Annotated in this window: 14 protein-coding genes; 9 read left to right on the forward strand and 5 right to left on the reverse strand. The window is 72.4% G+C overall.

Annotation, left to right across the window (positions count from 1 at the left end; translation table 11 throughout):
• Positions 1–153 precede the first annotated feature (153 nt).
• Both BMY07_RS08165 and BMY07_RS08170 read right to left on the reverse strand, forming a co-directional pair.
• The gene (locus BMY07_RS08165) at positions 154–2,508 is read right to left on the reverse strand and encodes a helix-turn-helix transcriptional regulator (RefSeq protein WP_092775898.1); all 2,355 of its coding nucleotides are present in this window, start codon (positions 2,506–2,508) and stop codon (positions 154–156) included.
• Between the two features lie 28 nt (positions 2,509–2,536).
• Positions 2,537–3,799 carry an Hsp70 family protein gene (locus BMY07_RS08170; protein ID WP_092775901.1) on the reverse strand — a complete coding sequence of 421 codons (1,263 nt, stop codon included), beginning with the start codon at positions 3,797–3,799 and terminating at the stop codon, positions 2,537–2,539.
• A 294-nt stretch (positions 3,800–4,093) separates the two neighbouring features.
• Here BMY07_RS08170 and BMY07_RS08175 point away from each other — a divergent pair, with 294 nt between their 5' ends.
• The 5 genes from BMY07_RS08175 to BMY07_RS08195 all read left to right on the forward strand — a co-directional run bounded on the left by BMY07_RS08175 (position 4,094) and on the right by BMY07_RS08195 (position 10,032).
• Positions 4,094–5,449: an IniB N-terminal domain-containing protein gene (locus BMY07_RS08175; protein WP_092775904.1), complete on the forward strand. Its 1,356-nt coding sequence runs from the start codon at positions 4,094–4,096 to the stop codon at positions 5,447–5,449.
• Between the two features lie 89 nt (positions 5,450–5,538).
• Positions 5,539–7,227 (forward strand): GTPase, encoded by a 1,689-nt coding sequence (locus BMY07_RS08180; protein WP_092775907.1) that lies wholly within the window; start codon positions 5,539–5,541, stop codon positions 7,225–7,227.
• A gap of 7 nt (positions 7,228–7,234) precedes the next feature.
• Positions 7,235–8,263: a hypothetical protein gene (locus BMY07_RS08185; protein ID WP_092775910.1), complete on the forward strand. Its 1,029-nt coding sequence runs from the start codon at positions 7,235–7,237 to the stop codon at positions 8,261–8,263.
• 63 nt (positions 8,264–8,326) lie between these two features.
• Complete coding sequence (locus BMY07_RS08190; RefSeq protein ID WP_092775913.1) at positions 8,327–8,656, forward strand: hypothetical protein; 330 nt, start codon at positions 8,327–8,329, stop codon at positions 8,654–8,656.
• Positions 8,653–10,032, forward strand: a complete 1,380-nt coding sequence (locus BMY07_RS08195; RefSeq protein ID WP_092775916.1) for a DUF2867 domain-containing protein — start codon at positions 8,653–8,655, stop codon at positions 10,030–10,032. The genes BMY07_RS08190 and BMY07_RS08195 overlap by 4 nt, the downstream gene beginning before the upstream one ends.
• Here BMY07_RS08195 and BMY07_RS08200 read toward each other — a convergent pair.
• From BMY07_RS08200 to BMY07_RS08210, 3 genes are read right to left on the reverse strand one after another with little or no spacing between them, the layout of a single operon-like run.
• Positions 10,026–10,907, reverse strand: coding sequence for a ferredoxin family protein (locus BMY07_RS08200; RefSeq protein ID WP_092775919.1), 882 nt, complete (start codon positions 10,905–10,907; stop codon positions 10,026–10,028). The two genes, BMY07_RS08195 and BMY07_RS08200, sit on opposite strands and share 7 nt — an antisense overlap.
• Positions 10,897–12,150 carry a cupin domain-containing protein gene (locus tag BMY07_RS08205; protein WP_092775921.1) on the reverse strand — a complete coding sequence of 418 codons (1,254 nt, stop codon included), beginning with the start codon at positions 12,148–12,150 and terminating at the stop codon, positions 10,897–10,899. Before BMY07_RS08205 ends, BMY07_RS08200 begins: the two co-directional genes overlap by 11 nt.
• Positions 12,147–12,440 carry a hypothetical protein gene (locus tag BMY07_RS08210; protein WP_092775924.1) on the reverse strand — a complete coding sequence of 98 codons (294 nt, stop codon included), beginning with the start codon at positions 12,438–12,440 and terminating at the stop codon, positions 12,147–12,149. Before BMY07_RS08210 ends, BMY07_RS08205 begins: the two co-directional genes overlap by 4 nt.
• 214 nt (positions 12,441–12,654) lie before the next feature.
• On the opposite strand from BMY07_RS08210, the gene BMY07_RS08215 reads away from it, so the two are divergent.
• From BMY07_RS08215 to treZ, 4 genes are all read left to right on the forward strand, one after another.
• Positions 12,655–13,848, forward strand: a complete 1,194-nt coding sequence (locus BMY07_RS08215) for a serine/threonine-protein kinase (protein WP_177215492.1) — start codon at positions 12,655–12,657, stop codon at positions 13,846–13,848.
• Between the two features lie 174 nt (positions 13,849–14,022).
• On the forward strand, positions 14,023–16,143 hold the full coding sequence (gene glgX / locus BMY07_RS08220; RefSeq protein WP_092775929.1) for a glycogen debranching protein GlgX: 2,121 nt from the start codon (positions 14,023–14,025) through the stop codon (positions 16,141–16,143).
• Positions 16,143–18,380 carry a malto-oligosyltrehalose synthase gene (gene treY, locus BMY07_RS08225; RefSeq protein ID WP_092775932.1) on the forward strand — a complete coding sequence of 746 codons (2,238 nt, stop codon included), beginning with the start codon at positions 16,143–16,145 and terminating at the stop codon, positions 18,378–18,380. Before glgX ends, treY begins: the two co-directional genes overlap by 1 nt.
• Complete coding sequence (gene treZ / locus BMY07_RS08230) at positions 18,380–20,095, forward strand: malto-oligosyltrehalose trehalohydrolase (RefSeq protein WP_092775935.1); 1,716 nt, start codon at positions 18,380–18,382, stop codon at positions 20,093–20,095. The genes treY and treZ overlap by 1 nt, the downstream gene beginning before the upstream one ends.
• The last annotated feature ends 85 nt before the right edge of the window (positions 20,096–20,180 follow it).

Raw genomic sequence — 20,180 nt, forward strand, 5'->3', positions numbered from 1 at the left:
GCCAAGCCCTATTGACAGATCGTCCTGGTCGATAGGTTCAGAGATGGGGCCCCGGGCCCCGGGAGGGTGGGCCCCCGGAGCAGAGTTGATCTTGAGCTGGGTGGTGGCGGCGGGGGCGTGGAGGGTGGGGAGTGGTTGAGGATTGTTGTGGGGCTAGGGGATTACGGGTTCTGCGGCGGGGGTTTGGGGGGTGGTGACCAGGTCTCGGAGTTGGGACAAGAGGTCGGGGCGGCTGGTGGCGCCTAGGCGGGAGCGCATGCGGGCCATGTGGTGTTCGACGGTTTTGGCGGAGATGAAGAGGCGGTCGCCGACCTGTTTGTAGGTTAGGCCGGAGAGGACTAGTTCGGCTACCTGGAGTTCGCGGCCGCTGAGGGGCGATTCCGGGGGGTCGTCGCGGGTGGGGGTGGGTTGGAGGGTTCTGGCGCAGTCGAGGAGGGCGAGCATGCGTTTTCGGTCGGGGGTGCGGGTGGCGGCCTGGCCCGCGAGGCGGGCGGCGTCCCAGTGCAGGCCTGCGGTGTGCAGGGCGCGGGCGGCTGACTCGACACGGGGGGCGTTGATCGTCCCCGCGAGGATGTCGAGCCAGCAGCGGGCGGCCTCGGTCAGGGCCATCGGGAACTGGTCGGTGAAGGCGCTCAGGAAGTCGACGTGTTCGCGGGCCTGGGGGATGCGGGACGCGGTGATCTCGGCGTGGAATGCCTGCCAGCGCGGGAAAGCGGACCACGCGGGCGGGTTGCCGAGCGCGTCGAGCAGGGTCCAGGCGCGGTCGAGGTGGGGGGCGAGGCGGTCGCTGTCGCCGAGGCGGGCGGCGGCGATGGCGAACTCGCCGAGGGGCAGCAGGGTGAACAGGTCGATGTCGTGGCGCACGACGGCCTCGTTGGCCTGGTCCCACCCCCGGCGCAACGTTGCGAGATCACCGGCTCGGCGTGCGGTTCCAACAGCCAGGCCGACAACGAACAGGTGGTCACGAGGAGTTCGCGCCGGCTCCGGCACCGGCACCGACTCGCCGCGCAACAGTGCGGCCCAGGCGGCCAGCAGCGCGTGCCTGGTGCGCAGCAGCTCACCGCCGGTGCAGGCCCGGGCGAGCAGCGGTTCGGCGATGCCGGTCGCGCCGGTGTGCATGGCGAGGATGGCGCCCAGCGCGGCCGGGCTGTCGGGCACCAGCACGTCCCGCCCGACCGGCTCCATGACCTCCGCCGCCCTGACCACAGTGGACAGTGCGGTACCGTCGCCGGTGATCGAGTCGACGATCCCCTTGGCGGCCAACGAGATCGCCGTGTTGAACAACGTCGGCGGCGCGGCGCCGTCGACCGGCATGGCCGACTTGGCCTCAGCGAGCCTGCCCGTCGCCGCGAGGCCGATGGCGGCGAACGCACCCGAACCCGCCCACCGGTACAACTCCGCGCTGCGCGTCGTCTGACCCCGGTGCGCCAGCGCGGCGGCGGCGACGAGGGCGGCCCGAGGCTCACCAGCGGCCAGGAGCGTGTCCGCCCGGCGCAACGCGGCATCCAGGTCACCCGCACGGGCCTCGGCCTCAGCCCGACCGACCTCGTCAACGGGGTGGCCGGCGTTCTCCGCCGCCTGGTGGAGCCGCACCGCGAACCCCGGCTCCGCCTCGGCAGCGGCAGCCGCGTAGACAGCCCCCGCCGCCGGTCCGGACGCGGAGGCGGCCAAGAGCGCGGCCGCGAACTCCCCGGTCGGCCCGGTGCGGGTCAGGCGCAACTCCGCCAACCCGCCGAGCACAGCGGTGCGCTGGTCAGCGGGCACCAGCGCCCGCAGCACCGCGGCGGCCAACGGCAGCAACGACCCATCAGCGGCGAGCAACCCCGTCGCCCGGGCCTCATCGACAAGGGCCGCGGCCTCGGTCGTCGGCACGCCCAGCAGCCCGGCGAGCAACGTTGCGTCGGCGTTGACCTCGGCGGCCAACAGTGCGCGGACCTGGTTGCCGGTCAGCTGGTCCAGGTCGAGCCGGAACTCGTCGACGGCGGCGGCCGGAACGGTGTCCTGCCCGGCGCCCAGGTGCGGCGCGAGCCGGTGCACCAGCCCCGGGACGCCACCGGTGTTGGCATGCACGAACGCGGCCCGACTGGTGTCAACCCCAAGGGCCGCAAGACATGCAGCGGTACGACCGACATCGAACGCCCGCAGGACAACCTGTCCCCGCAACCGCCCCAACAACGCCGTGAGCCCAGCAGGCCGTGGCCGGGGCCGCGCGGCGACGACCAACCCAGCGGACTCGTCCGCCAGATGATCCTCCAGTGCAGCGAAGTCCTTGTCACACAACAGATGCGCGTCATCGACGAGCACGAGCCCACCCGACACACCGCGCCGGTAGCGGTGCGCCCCATCCGCCGTGGCAAGCAGATCGAGCAACGCACTCTTGCCGTACCCGCCGGGCGCGATGACAGCGAGCCGTACCGGAGCGAGTTCACCACCGGTGATAGCCCCGCACAACCTCCGCGTCGGCTCGTCCAGCACCAGCTCGTCAGGCCCGGCGTGCCCGGGGATCACCGGCCACTCCGGTCGCGGAGTCTCGGGATCACCGGTCGCCCCGGCGGCCGAGGCGGAAGCGGCGGGGTGGGGGTTCGAGGGGGATGACCTCGATCGGCGGGCGCGGCGGGGGGTCGTCTGTCACGTCTAGTCCATCCACAGTGGAATCCAGAACCGGGAACAACGCTGGCTCGCTCTCCGGGTCTGGCAGGGGTTTCACCGCCGCGGCGGGGAGTTCGGGAAGCGGCGCGACGGGGGCCAGGGCCAACGCCGCTCCCCTGGCGGCCGCGGTGGCGGGGTCGTCGAGCACCGGGCCGGGGGCCAGGGAGGCGACGAGGGGGATCTTGGCGGTACCGCCCGCGACGACCGCGGTGGGGGCCTGGCCGAGCATGGCGCGGGTGGCGGCCAGCGCGGGCAGGAGCACCGGGGCGGCCAGGTCGACGAGTTCGGCGCGGGTGACGGTGACGTCCGTGCGCAGGTGGGGCACGGGGACGCGGACCTCGGTCGCGGCGGAGAGGCGCTCCTTGGCGGTGGCGCAGGCGGCGCGGAAGGCGGTGAGCAGGGCCGGGTCGGGCTGGCGGGTCAGCACGGCCGTCGTCTCGAGGTCGGTGCCGCCGGTGATCGCCGCCGGTGGGGTCGCCGAGGTGACGACGTGCCGGTAGAGCGCGTCGTCGACCGCGGCGCCTGCGCGAGGGGTCACACCATGGGCAACGACGTCGAAGGCCACCGGGTTACGCACGAGTAGCGCGTGGTCGGCCCGGTGCCCGCCGAGCAGGGACACCACCAGCGGCGTTCCCGCGGGCACGGGGGTCTCGGCGTGGTGCGCCTCGGCGGCCGCGGTCACGGTCGGCAGCAGGACGACCCCGGGCAGCCCGGCGTCGGCGAGCGCGTCGGCCAGCAGCCCCCGCCGGTATGACCCCCACTCAGGTGGGTGGGTGACTGCCAACCGGCTCGGCGGCCCGCCCTCGGCATCGGCCACCACGTCGACGACCCACCCGACGAGCGCGGCGACCAGGTTCTCCGCCGGGTAGAGCTCGCCGGCGACCAGCACCGGGACGTCGTCGCCGACCCGGTCGAGCACCGCGCGGGCGATCCGGTCCGGCTGCTCGACCCCAGCCCGCTCCGCGGCCGCGCCGACCAGCACCTCCCCCTGCGGTCCCAGGAAGATGGCCGAGGGCAGCCAGCGCGCGGAACCGTCGAGCGCGACCACCTCGACCGGCCCGAAGCCCGCCCCGACCCGCCTGCGCACGGCGGCGGCGCACCGGGTGCGGCCGATGTCGACGCCGAGCACGTACGGCGGGGAACCGGGCATGGCGGTCGGTCCTCCTCGTCGGTCACGGGTGCCCCAGTTCGTACCAGGCGACCATCCCCCGTCAGCAACCCCGAGTGGTAGGCACAACACTCCCTAACCCCCTAATAGGTGAATAGTCACCGACCCATCAGTGGGGGATTGAGACAGGGAGTGATCCCCGATGGCAGCGTCCGCCATCCGGCCTACCGTTGGTGATCATCCGCCAGGGTCGATGCCCCCGGTCCCCTCGCGGAGGGAATCGGCGCAGGTAGCCGAGTCCCGTCCCCGCCAGTCCCCACCCCCCGAGGAGAAGCGTTGTCCAGCTCCGGCTCCGGCCAGCCCACCCAGGCCGCCCAGCCCGTCGCGCCGTCCGAGCCGGTCGCGGCCCCCACCGACCTGCCCGTCGAGTCCGGCCAGACCCTGCACGAGTTCGTGCTCGGCCTGATCTCCGACGACGCCGCGCGCACCGCCTTCGCCGCCGACCCCACCGGCGCCCTGTCCGGCGCGGGCCTCGGCGCCGTCTCCGTGCAGGACCTGCAGGACGCGCTGCCCTACGTCGCCGACTACGCCCCCGCCGCCGACCTGCACGCGGTGTCGCAGGTCCTGACCTCGGCGACCACGGTCACCGGCGACGTCGACCCGAGCGCGGCCGCCGGTCAGCTGGACCTGGGCTCCGACTGGTTCTCCAGCACCAGCGCGCTCGACCTCACCGACGGCCTGCACGCGGTCACCGCGGGCGCCACCGAGGACCTCGGCTACGCCGCCGACCTCACCGCGCACGACTCGCTGGTCGGGGCGTTCGCGCTGGAATCCGAGCAGGTCAACGGTTCCGGCCAGGTCGCGGTGTCCGAGGACGGCTTCGCGGCCGCCGCGGGCTCGGACTTCGGTTCGGTCACCGCCGCGGCCAACACCGCCGGTGCCGCCGCCGGGGTGGACGCCGCCGGGTTCGCCTTCGGCGCCGACCTCGATGTGTCCTCTGTGGACTACCTGGACGCCTCGGACCCGACCGCCGCGCTCGACGCCGTCGCCCTGCCCACCGTCGAGGTGAGCGCCGCGGGCACCGGCTCACTGAGCAGCGCGGGCCTGACCGACCGGTTCGACCTGCCCGCCATCGACCCCACCGGTGCGCTGGACACCGACTCGTTGCGCGGCACCGACCTCACCGCGGGCACCGTTGCGGACTTCGTCAGCTCCGGCGGCGAGCTGCTGCACGGCTCGCCGACCGACCTCGGCGGCTTCCTCACCGGTGCCTCGCCGTTGACCGAGGTCGAGGAGATCAGCGAGCACCTGCGGGCCACCCTGCCGCAGCCGGTTCCCGCACCGGAGCCCGCGCAGCACCTCCCGGTCGACACCGGTGCGCTGCCCGAGCTCCCGGAGCTGCCCGGTCACCTGCCCGCGCTGCCCGGCGACCACCTGCCGCAGCTGCCCGGCGGTCTCCCGCAGCTGCCGACCGACCTGCCCCAGCTCCCGCACCTGCCGCAGCTCCCGGTCGACCTGCCGCACCTGCCCCAGCTCCCGGTGGAGGTGCCGGACCTGCCGGTGGCCAACCCGCTGCCCGAGGTGGCCAGCCACGTGTCCCACGGAGTGGGCGGCCTGACCGACGGCGTGCTCGGCGGTCACGACCTGCCCGACGTCGGCGGTCTCACCGGTGACCTGGACCTCGGCCACTGAGCCACCCCGCGGTGAGGGCGGGGTCTGTCCCAGCGACGGGCCCCGCCTTCTTCACCTATCCGGGGGAACAGGGCATCCTCGAAAGGGTGATGACCGTGCCCCCCTGGGTGGACCTGTTGGACGACACGATCCGCGCCTGCGCGACCCACGAGCGCCACGACCTGGTCGACCGGCTGCTCGACCGGCGCGCGGGTCTGCTGGAGCCGGGTCGCCGCGTGGTGGTCGCGGGCTACCCGGGCAAGGGCAAGAGCCACCTGGTGAACGCCCTGGTCGGGGCCGAGGTGTGCCCGGTCGGCGATGACCTGACCACGCTCGCCCCGACGTTCGTCCGGCACGCGGACAGACCCACCCCGGTGCTGGCGCCGTCCGGCCACTCGCCGCGCGAGGTCGGGCTGCCGCGCGCGCTGCTCGGCGCCGGGCTGGTGCTGGTCGACTCCCCCGGTTTCGGCGCGCCGGGCTGCCCGCGGACCACGCGGGCGCTGGCGGTGCTGGCCGACGCCGACGCGGTGCTGGTGGTCACCGACGCGACCAGCGAGCTCAGCGCGCTCGAGTTGGAGCTGCTCACGCACGTCAGCAGGCTGTGCCCGACGGTGCTGGTGGCGCTCACCAAGATCGACCTGGTGCCCGGGTGGCGCCGGGTCGCCGAGGTCGACCGCGGCAGGCTCGCCGAGGCCGGGGTGGTCGCGCCGCTGGTGCCGGTGTCGTCGGTGCTGCGCGCGGCCGCGGTGCGCAGCGAGGACGCCGAGCTGAACAAGGAGTCCGGGTTCGCCGAGCTGATCGGCTGCCTGCGCCGCGACGTGCTGGCCGACCCGGCGCGGGTGGCCGCGCGGGCCGCGGCGGCGACCAGCGGGATGGCGCTCGAGCAGCTGATCACCCCGTTGCGCGCGGAGTTCGACGCCGGGCTCGCACCCACCGACACCCGGGCGCTGGCCGAGTGGCAGTCGGCCGGACGCCGGGTGGAACGGCTGCAGCGGGAGAGCGCGCGCTGGCAGACGCAGCTGGCAGACGACGTCGGGGACCTGTTGGCGGACCTGGACTTCGACCTGCGCGAGCGCACCAGGCGGATTCTGCGCGAGGTCGACGACTACTTCGACGCGGCCGACCCGGGCACCGTGTGGGAGGAGTTCGGCGACTGGATGCACGACTCGCTGACGGCGGTGGCCGAGGTCAACTCGGGGTGGCTGGTGGAACGGTTCGAGTGGATCGCGACCCGGGTCGCGCGGCAGGCGTTGCCCGGCAACGATGTCGTCCCGAATGAGTTGTTGCGCGCGTTGGGCGGGAGCTGGCACGACGACCTGCGCAAACCCAACATTGAGCGCTTCTCCCCGGCGCAGAAGGTGTTCGTCGGGTTGCGCGGCTCCTACAGCGGCCTGCTGATGTCCGGTCTGGCGACGACGCTGGCGGGCCTGCCGCTGATCAACCCGATCTCGCTCGGCGCGGGTGCGGCGTTCGGCGCGCGCAGTGTCTTCGAGGAGCGCGGCGCCCGGCTCAAGCGGCGCCAGGCGGTGGCCAAGACCGCGGCGCAGCGGCACGTCGACGACTTCTTCCTGCGCTACGGCAAGGAAGCCAAGGACGCGACCCGCACGGTGCACCGCGCGCTGCGGGACCGCTGCACCGAGGTCGCGCACTCCCTGCGCGAGGCGGCGGCGGAGTCGGCGCGGGTGATCAAGACCGAGCTGGAGGCCGAGTCGGCCCGCAACACCGCCCGGCTCACCCAGGTCCGGCGGGACCTCGAACGCCTGCTGGCGCTGCGCACGCGCATCGAGGCCGCCCGGTGAGAACACCGTGACCGACCTGCCCACGATCACCTGGGGCCTGCTCGAACGGGCCGTGCGCGAGGCACCCCCCGCGGCGCACATCGCCGACGACTGGCTGGGGCGCTTGGGAGGGCCGGTGCGCGTGGGGATCACCGGTGCCCCGGGCGTGGGGCGTTCGACGGTGGCGCAAGCGTTGGCGGGTACCCAGTTCGAGGTCGTCGAGGGCGACGACGCGGTCCGGCTGCACCTGGTGCGACGGCCGGACGAGCCAGTCGCAACCGATGCCGTGTCCACCATCGTGGTGCTGGCCCGGGCGGACGAACTGGGCGGCGGCCGGGTCGACGCTGTCGCGGCAGCTGCTCGGGTCGCGGCCCGACACGTCCAGGGCGACCTGGGGGAACAGTGCCAGACGGCGGTGGCGGTCGCGGCGTTGCCCGCGGTGGGCGGCCTGCGGTTGACCAGGGACGACGCTGCCGCGCTCGCAACGTTGGCCAGCGAGCCGGACACGTTGCTGTCGGTGGACCGGCTGCGGGCCAGGGTGGGCGACGCGTTGCCCGCGAAGCTGGGGATCTTCGGCGTGCGGGTGGCGGTCGAGCTGGTCAGGCAGGGTGCGGCGGTGCCGTCCGGGTTGGTGCACCACAGCGGCGTGCAGGACCTGCTGGACGCGATCGGCACCCACTTCCTGGCCAGGTCCGCGGTGTTGCGGGCGCGGGCGGCGTTGCTCGCGATCACCCCGGCGTTGCGCGGCCACCCGCTGTCGGCCGAGGTGGAACGGGTGCTCGCCAGCGCCCACGAACCCCGTGAGCTGCGGCTGCTCGCGGCGATCGACGCGGGCCGGGTCAGCTTCGGCGACCGGGACGAGGAGGCGCGGCACCTGCTCGGCGCGCGCGGCACGTCCCCCGCCGCCAGGCTCGCGGTTAGCGGCGACCCCTTCCGGGCACACCTGCGCTGGCAGGCGCTCACCGAGTCCCCCGACCACACCCACGCCGAACAGCGGGCGGCGGCGGTGGTCGCCAGGAGTTGCGAGGCGCTGGTCGCGGTGGGCGCCGTCGAATAGCGGCTGGTCCCACCCCGGGATACCGTCGTCCCGGTCACCCGTGGTGGATGAGGAGTTGCCAGCGTGCTGTGGGGTTCTGGACACGACCGGCTGCTCGCGTTCGTCTACCGCTGTGTCGGCTGCTGCGTCGTTGACCAGCGGTTGGTCAACGACCTGACCGTCGAGGTCGTCGCCTCCCTGCACGAGCGGCCCGACATCGACGACGACGGCGACCGCGACCGGGTGGTCGACCGGCTGGTCTCCGCGCTGGCCCCGCACGCCGATCCCGACACCATCCAGGCCGCCGTGCGGTTCGCCGCGTGGCTCGACCTGGTGCCGCGCGGGGGCGCCGACCCGCACACCAAGGTGGGCGCGGTCCGGCGGTTCACCCGGCACCTGCCCGTCTTGGCATGACCGCCCGCCCTGGCTTGATCGCGGTCGCCGGTGCCGGTGGGTACGTCGGGCGCAAGCTGGTCCGCGCGCTCGACGGGCCGGTCCTGGCGCTCGGTCGACGGGTCGAGGCGCTGCCGGACGGCGAGAACGTGCGCAAGGCGGCCGTCGACGTCACCGACACCGAGGCGTTGACCGAGGTGCTGCGCGGTGTGGAGACGGCGTACTACCTCGTCCACGGCATGGCGGCGGGCGGTGACTTCGCCGAGCGCGACCGGGCGACGGCGGCGTCGTTCGCGGCCGCGGCCGAGCAGGCGGGCGTCGGACGGATCATCTACCTGGGTGGACTTGGCCAGGGGCAGCTGTCAGCGCACCTGGCCAGCAGGCAGGAGGTCGGGCAGGTCCTGGCGCAAGCCGGTGTGCCGGTGGTGGAACTGCGGGCCGCGGTGATCATCGGCTCCGGCAGCATCTCGTTCGAGATGCTGCGCTACCTCACCGAACGGCTGCCGGTGATGATCTGCCCGCGGTGGGTGGGCACGCGGGTCCAGCCGATCGCGGAGGCGGACCTGGTGGCGCACCTGGTGCGCGCGGCGGATCCGGACGTGCCGGCGGGCGTCCACGAGATCGGCGGCCCGGAGGTGGTGACCTACCTCGACCTCATGCAGACCTACGCGTCCGTGCGCGGGTTGCCCCGGCGCCGGATCGTGCAGGTGCCGCTGCTGACCCCGGGGCTCTCGGCGCACTGGGTCAACCTGGTCACCCCGGTCGACCGGTCGGTCAGCCGCTCGCTCATCGACAGCCTCACCACCGATGTCGTGGTCACCACCCCGAGCCCGGTTTTCGCCATCGAGCCGACCCCGGTCGCCGAGGCCATCCTGTCCACATTGGACGCCCAAAAGGACCGGGTCGCCGCCAAGGCCTTCGACTTCACCAACGGCGTCCTCGACGGCGTCTTCACCCTCGCCACCGACGTCGACATCCCCCACTCCGACACCCCGGCCGCCCGCCTCGACCTCCGCCGCTGCGGCGGCTCCCTGCGCTGGTACGGCTGGGCCTGGGCCTGGTGGCTCCGCATGCTCCTCGGCCGCCTCTTCGGCGAACGCCTCTCCTTGCACCGCCCGGCGAAAGTCACCAAGGGCGCCACTGTGGACTGGTGGACAGTGGCGGAATTCGGCGACCAGTACATCGTGCTGCGCACGGAGAAGTGGTTCTGCGGCGAGGCGTGGCTGGGGTACCGGATCAGCGGGACGAAGCTGCGCCAGGTGGGGGCGTTGCGGTCCCGGGGGTTGCTGGGGTGGGTCTACTGGCGGGCGGTGTACCCGATCCACCTGGTGGTGTTCCGGGTGATGGCGCGCAAGCAGGTCACTCGGGCGCACGCACTGGCGCAGCAGGGTCACTGAGGCTTCGACAGCCAGCGCACCAGTTCGAAACCTCGCACTGCCGCGGGGACCGTTGCCGAGCAGGTCAGTGGGGTGTCGCTGCGGTGGAAGGTGGCGCGGACTTCCAGGATGGCGCCGTCGAGGGTTACTTCCCATTGTTCGTGGCCGGTGTGGCGGACCGACTGGGGTGGGAAGGAGCCGAGGCGGGTGTCGCCGGATTCGGCACGTGCCAGGTCTTGGGCGGCCTGGACCGGGGCCGAATACGTTGTTCGGCCGCGGAAGTGGGCCAGTTCGAGCAAGCCTGCCTCGTGCTGGTGGACGATCCGCGAGGCCAGCTCAGGCGGGACTTGGCCGTAGTAGAGGCCATGTGGCAGTACGACCATGTTGCCCGCGAACCGATCCCCGCCCACGTGCGTGCACTCCCACGTCTCCTCCGGGCGCACCGAGGCCAAAGCCGCGGCAAGGGGTCGGCCACGGATCGCGCAACAGGCATCGTGGCGGCTATGCGCGCACACCAGGTAGATCGGCGCCGACGAGAGTTCACCGCGCGGCGCGGCCAATCCGAGGTCGGTCAACTCAAGGGGATCGCGGTAGGAACTCCACCACGCGCGCTCCTGCCCAGGGGTCGACTCGACGAACGCCCACCGCCGTAGACCCTCGCGCGCGCGGCCGGGGCGGCGGATCAACAGCACCCGCGCGTGCACCGCCTCAGCCTGCGCGGCGATGGCGGACACGACCTCGTCCGGCAACGACGAGTCCCGCCACGGGTGCGGACCCCACGGGCCCGGTTGTTCGACCAAGATCCAGTGCCGGACCGGCGGAGCGCTGGCGCCGAGGGGATCGCCTCGGCGGAGGCAGCCGTCGGCGCAGCGCTCCACGGGGTGGTCAGCGGTCACAGGGGACGAGGATTCCCTCTCGCAGGAGTCTGCGCACGAGGACTGTCTGGTCGGTCACCGGCAGGTCGGGCAATTCACCCACGACGCACGGCTCGCCGGTCAACAGTGCGCGGACGGCCGCACCGGTGCTCGACGGCAGGGACAGTTCGTCACCAGGGACCTCGACGACGACCTGATCACCGTCTTCGCGTAACCGGTACCGCAGCCCGGACCGCAATCGCACCCACGACCCCGTCGTGGCATTGTGCGCGGCAGCCGCCTGTGCCAGCGGCCCCATCGGCTCCGGCCGTGTTCCGTGCCACACCCGGTCCCTGACCCGCCGGACGACCTCGTCCACCGGCGTTTCCCGCAACACGCGCGCCAGGGCCTCGACCGTCGCGTCGAGGTGCGGCGCCACCTGGTCCGGATCGGCGACGTCGATGCCGAGGGGCAGGGTCGCGCGCAGGTCGTCGTCCCGTCCCGCCAACCCCAGCAGCGCCTCGACCAGCGTGTACCGGGTCAGCACGTGCACCCCGACCGTGAGGTGCGCGGACACCTCACCCAGAGCCGTGGCGGAATGCAGGTACCCACGCGGCAAGTACAACGCGTCGCCGGGGTTGAGGGTTTCCTCGATCAGCGGTGCCTCGAGCGCACGAGCCGCGACCGCGTCGGCGTGCTGGTCCCACGGCTGGCTCCGCAGCGGGTCGTGGTGCACGGGCGCGTGGACCCGCCACCGCTTCTGGCCCGCGACCTGGAGCACGAATACGTCGTGCACGTCGTAGTGCGCCGAGAACCCCTGCGACGACGGTGGCGTGATGTAGGCGTTGATCTGCACCGGGTGCCCCAGGTCGACGCCGAGCTGACCTGCGAAGTCGATCAGCGGCGGCCACAGCCGGTGCAACCCCTGCAGCACCACGGTGGCCCCGGTGCCGAACAGCCGCGCCACCTTGTCGTCGGAGACCTGGTCACCGATCTCCGCGCCGACCCCGCCGCCCGAGGTGAACTGGTTCGACGACAGCACCGCGCCGTCCTTGGCGACCCGCAGGAACGGGGTCCGCAGGCCGCGCCGGGACAGCAGCTCGTCCACGTCGGCGAGGGTCAGCAGGTCGTCGAACCCCTTGGGCAGCCCGCCCGCCGGGGTCAGCAGCGGCTGAGCGCCCCAGAACGTGGCCGCGAACTCGTCCGGCTCGACGCCGACGCAGCGCCGGACGGCCGGGCGGTCCGTGCTGGACCACCCGACCGGGGGCAGGGGACTGGCTGTCATCGGGCGCTGCCGTCGGCACCGCCATCCGCGCCGCCGTCGCCGCCCGCACCGCCGTCCGCGGCACCGTGGTCCGATCCGGCACCGCCGTCAGCGCCACCGTCCGCGCCGCCGTCGTGACCACCCGGCACGCCGGACGCGCCGTGGTCGGCGACACCCGCGCCGCCATCGGCACCCCCGTCGGCACCGCCGTCGCCGCCCGCGCCACCGTCCTTGGCGCCGTGGTCAGAACCAGCGCCGCCATCGGCTCCCGCGGTGTGGCCGCTGCGGATGTCGTCGTCTTCGAGAGACATGGCTACCTCCTCGTGGTGGGTGACCCATCAGGTGGGTCCTCGCCTTGGTACCCCCGAACGGGTCAGGCCATGCGCGGATCCACCCAGTGGGTCGGTCACAGGCCCTATACCCCGGGACGGCTCGGTCATGCGCGGAATCCACCCATCGGGCATCACGTTTGCCCCGGGTGGGGGTCGGGTAACTCAGGGCGGGGCGGAACGCGCGGGAGGTGCGATGGGGACGCCGACGTTGCTCGACGACCGCTATCTGGTCGGCGAGCTCATCGGTTCGGGGGGCATGGCGGACGTGCACCGCGCGGTGGACACCCGGTTGGGTCGTCCGGTCGCGGTCAAGCTCTTCCACCCGAAGGCAGACGGCGGGACCGTCGCCAGGCTCGACACCGAGGCCAGGCTGCTGGCCGGGCTGTCGCACCCGGGCGTGGTCCGGGTGTTCGACGTCGCCGTGGACAACGAGCGCCCGTACCTGGTGATGCACCTGGTCGAGGGCGGCACGCTGCGCGACCGGCTCGACCGCGGTCCGCTGCCCGCCACCGACGTTGCCGCGTTCGGGACGCGGCTGGCCGAGATCCTCGGCTACGTGCACTCGAACGGCATCGTGCACCGCGACGTCAAGCCGTCCAACGTGCTGATCGACGACGAGGGCGCCTGCTACCTGGCCGACTTCGGCATCGCGCGCGCCCTCGGCGGGGCCAGGCTGACCTCGACCGGGCACTGCGTCGGCACCGCGGCCTACCTGGCGCCCGAGCAGGTCCGCGGTCAGCTGACCGGACCGGCGGGCGACATCTACTCCCTCGGGCTCGTGCTGCTGGAGTGCCTGACCGGCGCGACCGCGTACGAGGGGTCCGACATCGAGGCGGCGATCGCCCGGCTGACCCGCGACCCCGAGATCCCGGACTGGCTGCCGACCGCGTGGGTCGACGTGATCACCGCGATGACCCGGCGCGAGCCGGACGACCGGCCGGACGCAGCCGAGTGCGCCAGGCTGCTGGCCGCGGCGGCGGGCTCGGACCCCGTGCAGGCGCCCTCGACCGCACCGCGGCCCGCCCGGCGCGACGTGACCGCCCACGCGCCGATGGACTTCGCCGACGAACCGCACGCGCGGCGCACCCCGTCGCGGCTGGTGCACGCGAGCCTGATGGCCGGGGCGGTGCTGATCGGCGGGGCCGCGGTGCTGCTCTCGACCGGGTCGTCCACCGCCGACCCAAGCCCGACCCCGGCGGCGGTCACCATGACAACGGTGCCGACGACCACCCAGGGCATGGCACCGATGCCGATGGGCGTCGCAACGGGTGTGATCGAGGTGCCCACCGTGCAGACCAAGGTGGTCACGATCACCCGCGAGCAGCGGCCGCGGTTCACCTGGCCCCCGTACCCGGGTGGCTGGGGCGACTGGGGCGACGGCGGCTGACCCGATCGGTGACCCCGCCCACAGCGGGCCCTGATCAGCGGCTCGACCTGCGGTCGGCGCTCATTCGCCATCCTGCGGCCCGACCCCTGGTCCCCATAGGCTTGGCACCGCGCGACCCCGAGATGTGACCGCCTCGCGCCGTACCCCGCGGCCGGGCAAGAACGAGGAGACCGTGTGCGGCCCTGGCCTGGAACCCCCTACCCGCTCGGCGCCACCTACGACGGGGCCGGCACCAACTTCGCCGTCTTCTCGGAGGCGGCGAGCCGGGTCGACCTGTGCCTGTTCGACGCCGACGGCACCGAGCACCGGGTGCGGATGCCGGAGGTCGACGGGTTCGTCTGGCACTGCTACCTGCCGGGGGTGCTGCCAGGCCAGCACTACGGCTACCGGGTCACCGGCCCGCACGACCCGTCGTCGGGCCAGCGGTGCAACCCGACCAAGCTGCTGCTCGACCCGTACGCCAAGGCCGTTGGCGGCGAGGTCGACTGGGACCAGTCGGTGTTCGGCTACACCTTCGGCGAGCCGGAGCAGCGCAACGACGAGGACTCCGCGGCGCACACCGTCAAGGGCGTGGTGGTGAACCCGTTCTTCGACTGGGCCAACGACCGGCCGCCGAAGACGCCCTACAACGAGACGGTCATCTACGAGGCGCACGTGCGCGGGCTGACCATGCGGCACCCCGGCGTGCCCGAGGAGCTACGCGGCACCTACGCGGGTCTGTCGCACCCCGCGGTGATCGAGCACCTGCAGCGGCTCGGGGTGACCGCGATCGAGCTGATGCCGGTGCACCAGTTCCTGCACGACCACGGGTTGCAGGAGCGGGGGCTGCGCAACTACTGGGGCTACAACACGATCGCGTTCTTCGCCCCGCACGCCGACTACGCCGCGCAGACCGCCCAGGGCGCGCAGGTGGCGGAGTTCAAGGCGATGGTGCGCACGCTGCACGAGGCGAACATCGAGGTGATCCTCGACGTGGTCTACAACCACACCGCCGAGGGAAACCACCTCGGGCCGACGCTGTCCATGCGCGGCATCGACAACGAGGCGTACTACCGGCTCGTCGAGGACGACCAGCGCTACTACATGGACTACACCGGCACCGGGAACTCGATGAACGTGCGCAACCCGCACACGTTGCAGCTCATCATGGACTCGCTGCGGTACTGGGTCACCGAGATGCGCGTGGACGGGTTCCGGTTCGACCTGGCCGCGACCCTGGCCCGCGAGTTCTACGACGTCGACCGGCTCTCGGCGTTCTTCGACATCGTGCAGCAGGACCCGGTGATCAGCCAGGTCAAGCTGATCGCCGAGCCGTGGGACGTCGGCCCCGGTGGCTACCAGGTCGGCAACTTCCCTCCACTGTGGACGGAGTGGAACGGCAAGTACCGCGACACGGTCCGCGACTTCTGGCGCGGTGAGCCCGCGACGCTGGGCGAGTTCGCCTCGCGCATCACCGGCTCGTCCGACCTCTACCAGGAGGACGGCCGCAAGCCGTTCGCGTCGATCAACTTCGTCACCGCGCACGACGGGTTCACCCTCAACGACCTGGTGTCCTACAACGAGAAGCACAACGAGGCCAACGGCGAGGACAACCGCGACGGGGCCGACGACAACCGGTCGTGGAACTGCGGCGCCGAGGGGCCGACCGACGACGCCGAGGTCAACGAGCTGCGAGCGCGGCAGCGGCGCAACATGATCGCCACCACGATGCTGTCGCAGGGTGTGCCGATGCTGCTGCACGGCGACGAGATGGCCCGCACCCAGGACGGCAATAACAACGGCTACTGCCAGGACAGCGAACTGTCCTGGGTGGACTGGTCGCTGGCCGATACGCACGCCGACCTGATCGACTTCACCGCCGGGGTGGTGGCGCTGCGCGCGCGGCACCCGGTCTTCCGGCGCCGCCGCTTCTTCGCGGGCAGGCCGATCCGGCGCGGCGACGAGCTGCGCGACATCGCCTGGTTCACCCCCTCCGGGCAGGAGATGTCGCACGAGGACTGGGAATCCGGGTTCGGCCGGTGCATCGTGACGTTCCTCAACGGCGAGGGCATCCCGGACCTGGACGCGCGCGGGGAGCGGGTCACCGACGACTCGTTCCTGCTGTGCTTCAACGCCCACCACGAGGACATCTCGGCGATCGTCCCGGACGGCGACTACGGCGCCGAGTGGGAAGTGGTGCTCGACACCGCGACCGGCGAGGTGTCGCCGCCGTTGGCCGCAAAGTACTCGGGCAAGAGCGAACTGGTCCTGCCTTCGAGGTCCCTCATCGTGTTGCGACGCACCGGGAGCGAGTGATGCGGTCGACCTACCGCGTTCAGCTGCGGCCGGGCTTCGGGTTCGCCGAGGCCGCCGCGATCGTCGACTACCTGTCCGACCTGGGCGTGGGGGCGCTCTACAGCTCGCCGATCCTGACGCCGACGCCGGGGTCCACGCACGGGTACGACGTGGTGGACCCGTCCCGGGCGAACCCGGAGCTGGGTGGCGAGCCCGCGCGGAAAGCGCTGGTGGACCGGTTGCGCGGCGCGGGGTTGGACCTCGTCGTCGACATCGTGCCGAACCACATGGCGGTGGAGGTGCCGTCGACCAACAAGTGGTGGTGGGACGTGCTGTCGCACGGCCCGGCCTCGCGGTACGCCCGGTACTTCGACATCGAGTCGTTCCCGGTGCTGCTGCCGGTGCTCGGGTCCGATGAGGACGTGTCCGAGCTGAGCGTGGACGGCGATGTGCTGCGGTACTACGACCACGCGTTCCCGATCGCGCCGGGCACGGGTGAGGGCAGCCCGGCCGAGGTGCACGACCGGCAGCACTACCGGTTGATCGACTGGCGTCGGGCCGGGCAGGAGCTGAACTACCGGCGGTTCTTCGACGTGACAACGCTTGCGGGCGTGCGCGTGGAGGACGAAGAAGTGTTCGAGGCGACCCACGGCGAGGTGCTGCGGTGGGTCGGCGAGGGCGATGTCCAGGGGTTGCGGGTCGACCACCCGGACGGTCTGGCCGATCCCGGCGGGTACGTGCGGCGGCTGGCCGAGCGGGCCCGGTGCTGGATCGTCGTGGAGAAGATCCTGGAGCCAGGCGAGGAACTGCCCTCGTCGTGGCCGGTGGCGGGGACGACGGGGTACGACGCGCTGCGCGAGGTGTGCGGGGTTTTCGTCGACCAGAGCGCCGAGGGGGCGTTCACCAAGCTCGCGGACTCGCTGGGGGTGCCGACGGACTACCCGGCGGTGGTCGACGAGTCCCGCCGGTTGATCACGTCGCGGTCGCTGGCGGCCGAGGTGCGGCGCATCGCCTCGCACGTGACCGGTGTGGACGGTGAGCTCGCCCGGTCGGCCGTGGCGGAGTTGATGGTGGCGTTCCCGGTGTACCGGTCGTACCTGCCGGAGGGGGTCGAGTACCTGACCGCGGCCCTGGCCCGGGCGCGGTCGCAGCGGCCGGACCTGGGGGCGGCCCTGGACGCCATCGACGCCCAGATGCGGGCCGGGGGCGAGCTGGCGACCCGGCTGCAGCAGACGTCGGGGATGGTGGTGGCCAAGGGGACCGAGGACACCACGTTCTACCGGTACACCCGGTTCGCGGCCCTCAACGAGGTCGGCGGCGACCCGTCGCACTTCGGGGTGAGCGTCGAGGAGTTCCACGCCGCGCAGGCGCACCGGGAGGCGACGCACCCGCTGGCGATGACCGCGCTGTCCACTCACGACACCAAGCGGTCGGAGGACGTGCGGGCGCGGATGGCGGTGCTGTCCGAGATCCCCGACGAGTTCGCCGAGGCGGTGCGCGGGTGGACCTCTCGGCGCGGCATTCCCGAACCGTCGCTGAACCTGTTGGCGTGGCAGACGTTGCTGGGGGCCTGGCCGATCAACCCGGACCGGCTCTCGGCGTACCTGGACAAGGCCGCGAAGGAAGCCAAGATCCGCACGTCGTGGACCGAGCACGACGAGGAGTTCGAGGAGACCGTGCGGGCGTGGCCGCGCGCGGTGCTCGGCGACGCGGGACTGCTGGCCGAGGTGAAGGCGTTCGCGTCGCGGATCGCGCCGCACGGGTGGTCGAACTCGCTGGGGCAGAAGCTGTTGCAGCTGGCAGGCCCTGGCGTTCCGGACGTGTACCAGGGCACGGAGCTGTGGGATCTGTCCCTTGTGGACCCGGACAACCGGCGGCCGGTTGACTTCGCCGACCGGGCGGAGCTGCTGGCCAAACTGGCCTCGGGGTGGCCGCCGCCGATCGACGAGACGGGGGCGGTGAAGCTGCACCTGGTGCGCACCGCGCTGCGGTTGCGCCGAGAGCGGCCGTCCTTGTTCACCGGGTACACACCTTTGTACGCCAACGGTTCTGCCGCGCGGCACGTGGTCGCGTTCGAGCGGACGGGCCTCATCGCGGTGGCGACCCGGTTGCCCGCGACGCTGCCGGGGTGGGCGGACACGGCGCTGGACCTGCCCGCGGGCGAGTGGGTGGACCAGTTGACGGGACGGGTGACGGACGGGCGGTTGGCGGACATGCTCGCCGACTACCCGGTGGCGCTACTGGTGCGGGGGGCGTGATGGCCGAGCCGTTCAGCGTGTGGGCACCGCAGCGGTCGCGGGTGCGGCTCGACGTCGGCGGTTCGTGGCACGAGATGGCCCGCGACGACCGGGGTTGGTGGCACGCGGAGGTTCCCGGCGCCGGGCCGGGCACGGACTACGCGTTCCTCGTGGACGATGACGACACGCCGCTGCCGGACCCCCGGTCGCTGTGGCAGCCCAACGGCGTGCACGGGCCGTCGCGGCGGTACGAGCACCGGGCGTACGAGTGGTCGGACTCGGCGTGGACCGGGCGTCCTGTTGCCGGGCGGGTCATCTACGAGCTGCACGTCGGGACGTTCACCACGGCGGGGACGTTCGACGGGGCGGCCGAGAAGCTGGACCACCTGGTGTCGCTCGGCGTCGATTTCGTGGAAGTGTTGCCGGTCAACGCTTTCGACGGCGTGTCGGGGTGGGGGTACGACGGCGTGCTGTGGGGCGCCGCGCACGAGCCCTACGGCGGGCCGGACGGGTTCAAGCGGTTCGTCGACGCCTGCCACGCGCGCGGGCTCGGGGTGATCTTGGACGTCGTCTACAACCACTTGGGACCGTCCGGCGCGTACCTGGACCGGTTCGGGCCGTACTTCGCGGGCAAGAACCTCTGGGGTCCGACGATCAACCTGGACGGGCCGGATTCCGACGAGGTCCGCCGGTACGTCATCGACAACGCCCTGGGCTGGCTGCGCGACTTCCACGTCGACGGGCTGCGGCTCGACGCGGTGCACGCCCTGGTGGACACCCGCGCGACGCACCTGCTGGAGGAGTTGGCGGTCGAGGTCGAGGCGCTCTCGACCGGGCTGGGGCGGCCGTTGTCGCTGATCGCGGAGTCGGACCTGAACGACCCCCGGCTCGTGACCCCGCGCGCGGGCGGCGGCCTCGGCCTGGACGCGCAATGGTGCGACGACCTGCACCACGCCCTGCACGTCGCGCTCTCCGGGGACACTTCCGGCTACTACAAGGACTTCGAGGGGCAACTGCCCACAACGTTGCGCTCGGCGTTCTTCCACGCGGGCACGTGGTCCTCGTTCCGCCGCCGCACGCACGGCCGCCCTGTTGACGTCCGGACCACACCGGGGCACCGATTCCTGGCCTACTTGCAGAACCACGACCAGATCGGCAACCGTGCGACCGGCGACCGGCTGACCGCAACGGTCTCCCCCGCCCGCGTCCTGTGCGGTGCGGCACTGGTCTTCTGCTCCCCGTACACCCCGATGCTCTTCATGGGCGAGGAGTGGGCGGCTGGCACCCCGTGGCAGTTCTTCGCGTCCTTCCCCGACCCGGATCTGGCCGAGGCAGTGCGAACAGGCCGCCGCCGAGAGTTCGCCGACCACGGCTGGGGCGAGTCAGAGGTCCCAGACCCCATGTCCCCCGACACGGTCGCAGCGTCCACTCTGGACTGGTCGGAGCTCGCGTCAGCTGATCACCGATCCGTGCTGGAGACCTACCGGGCACTGATCGCCTTGCGCCGCAACCACCCCGAACTAGCCGACCCCCGCCTGGACCGCTTCACCGTCGAGGACCACGACGGGTTTCTCCTGCTACACCGGGGATCTCTGCGAGTGGCCGTCAACCTGAGCCCCTCACCGGTGACAGTTCCCGTGCGAGCGACGTCCATTCTCCTTGCCGCCGAAGGGGTCTCCAGCTCCCCGGAGACCCTGACCCTCCCGCCGGACACCTTCGCGGTGGTCGGCATCTAGCACCCGGTTATCCACAACTCCCGGACTTCTCCACAGGTAGTTGTGCACAAGATCCGCCGGCACTCACCGAGTTGTCCACAGCCCA

This window comes from Actinokineospora terrae, from assembly GCF_900111175.1.
GTDB classification, from domain to species: Bacteria; Actinomycetota; Actinomycetes; order Mycobacteriales; family Pseudonocardiaceae; genus Actinokineospora; species Actinokineospora terrae.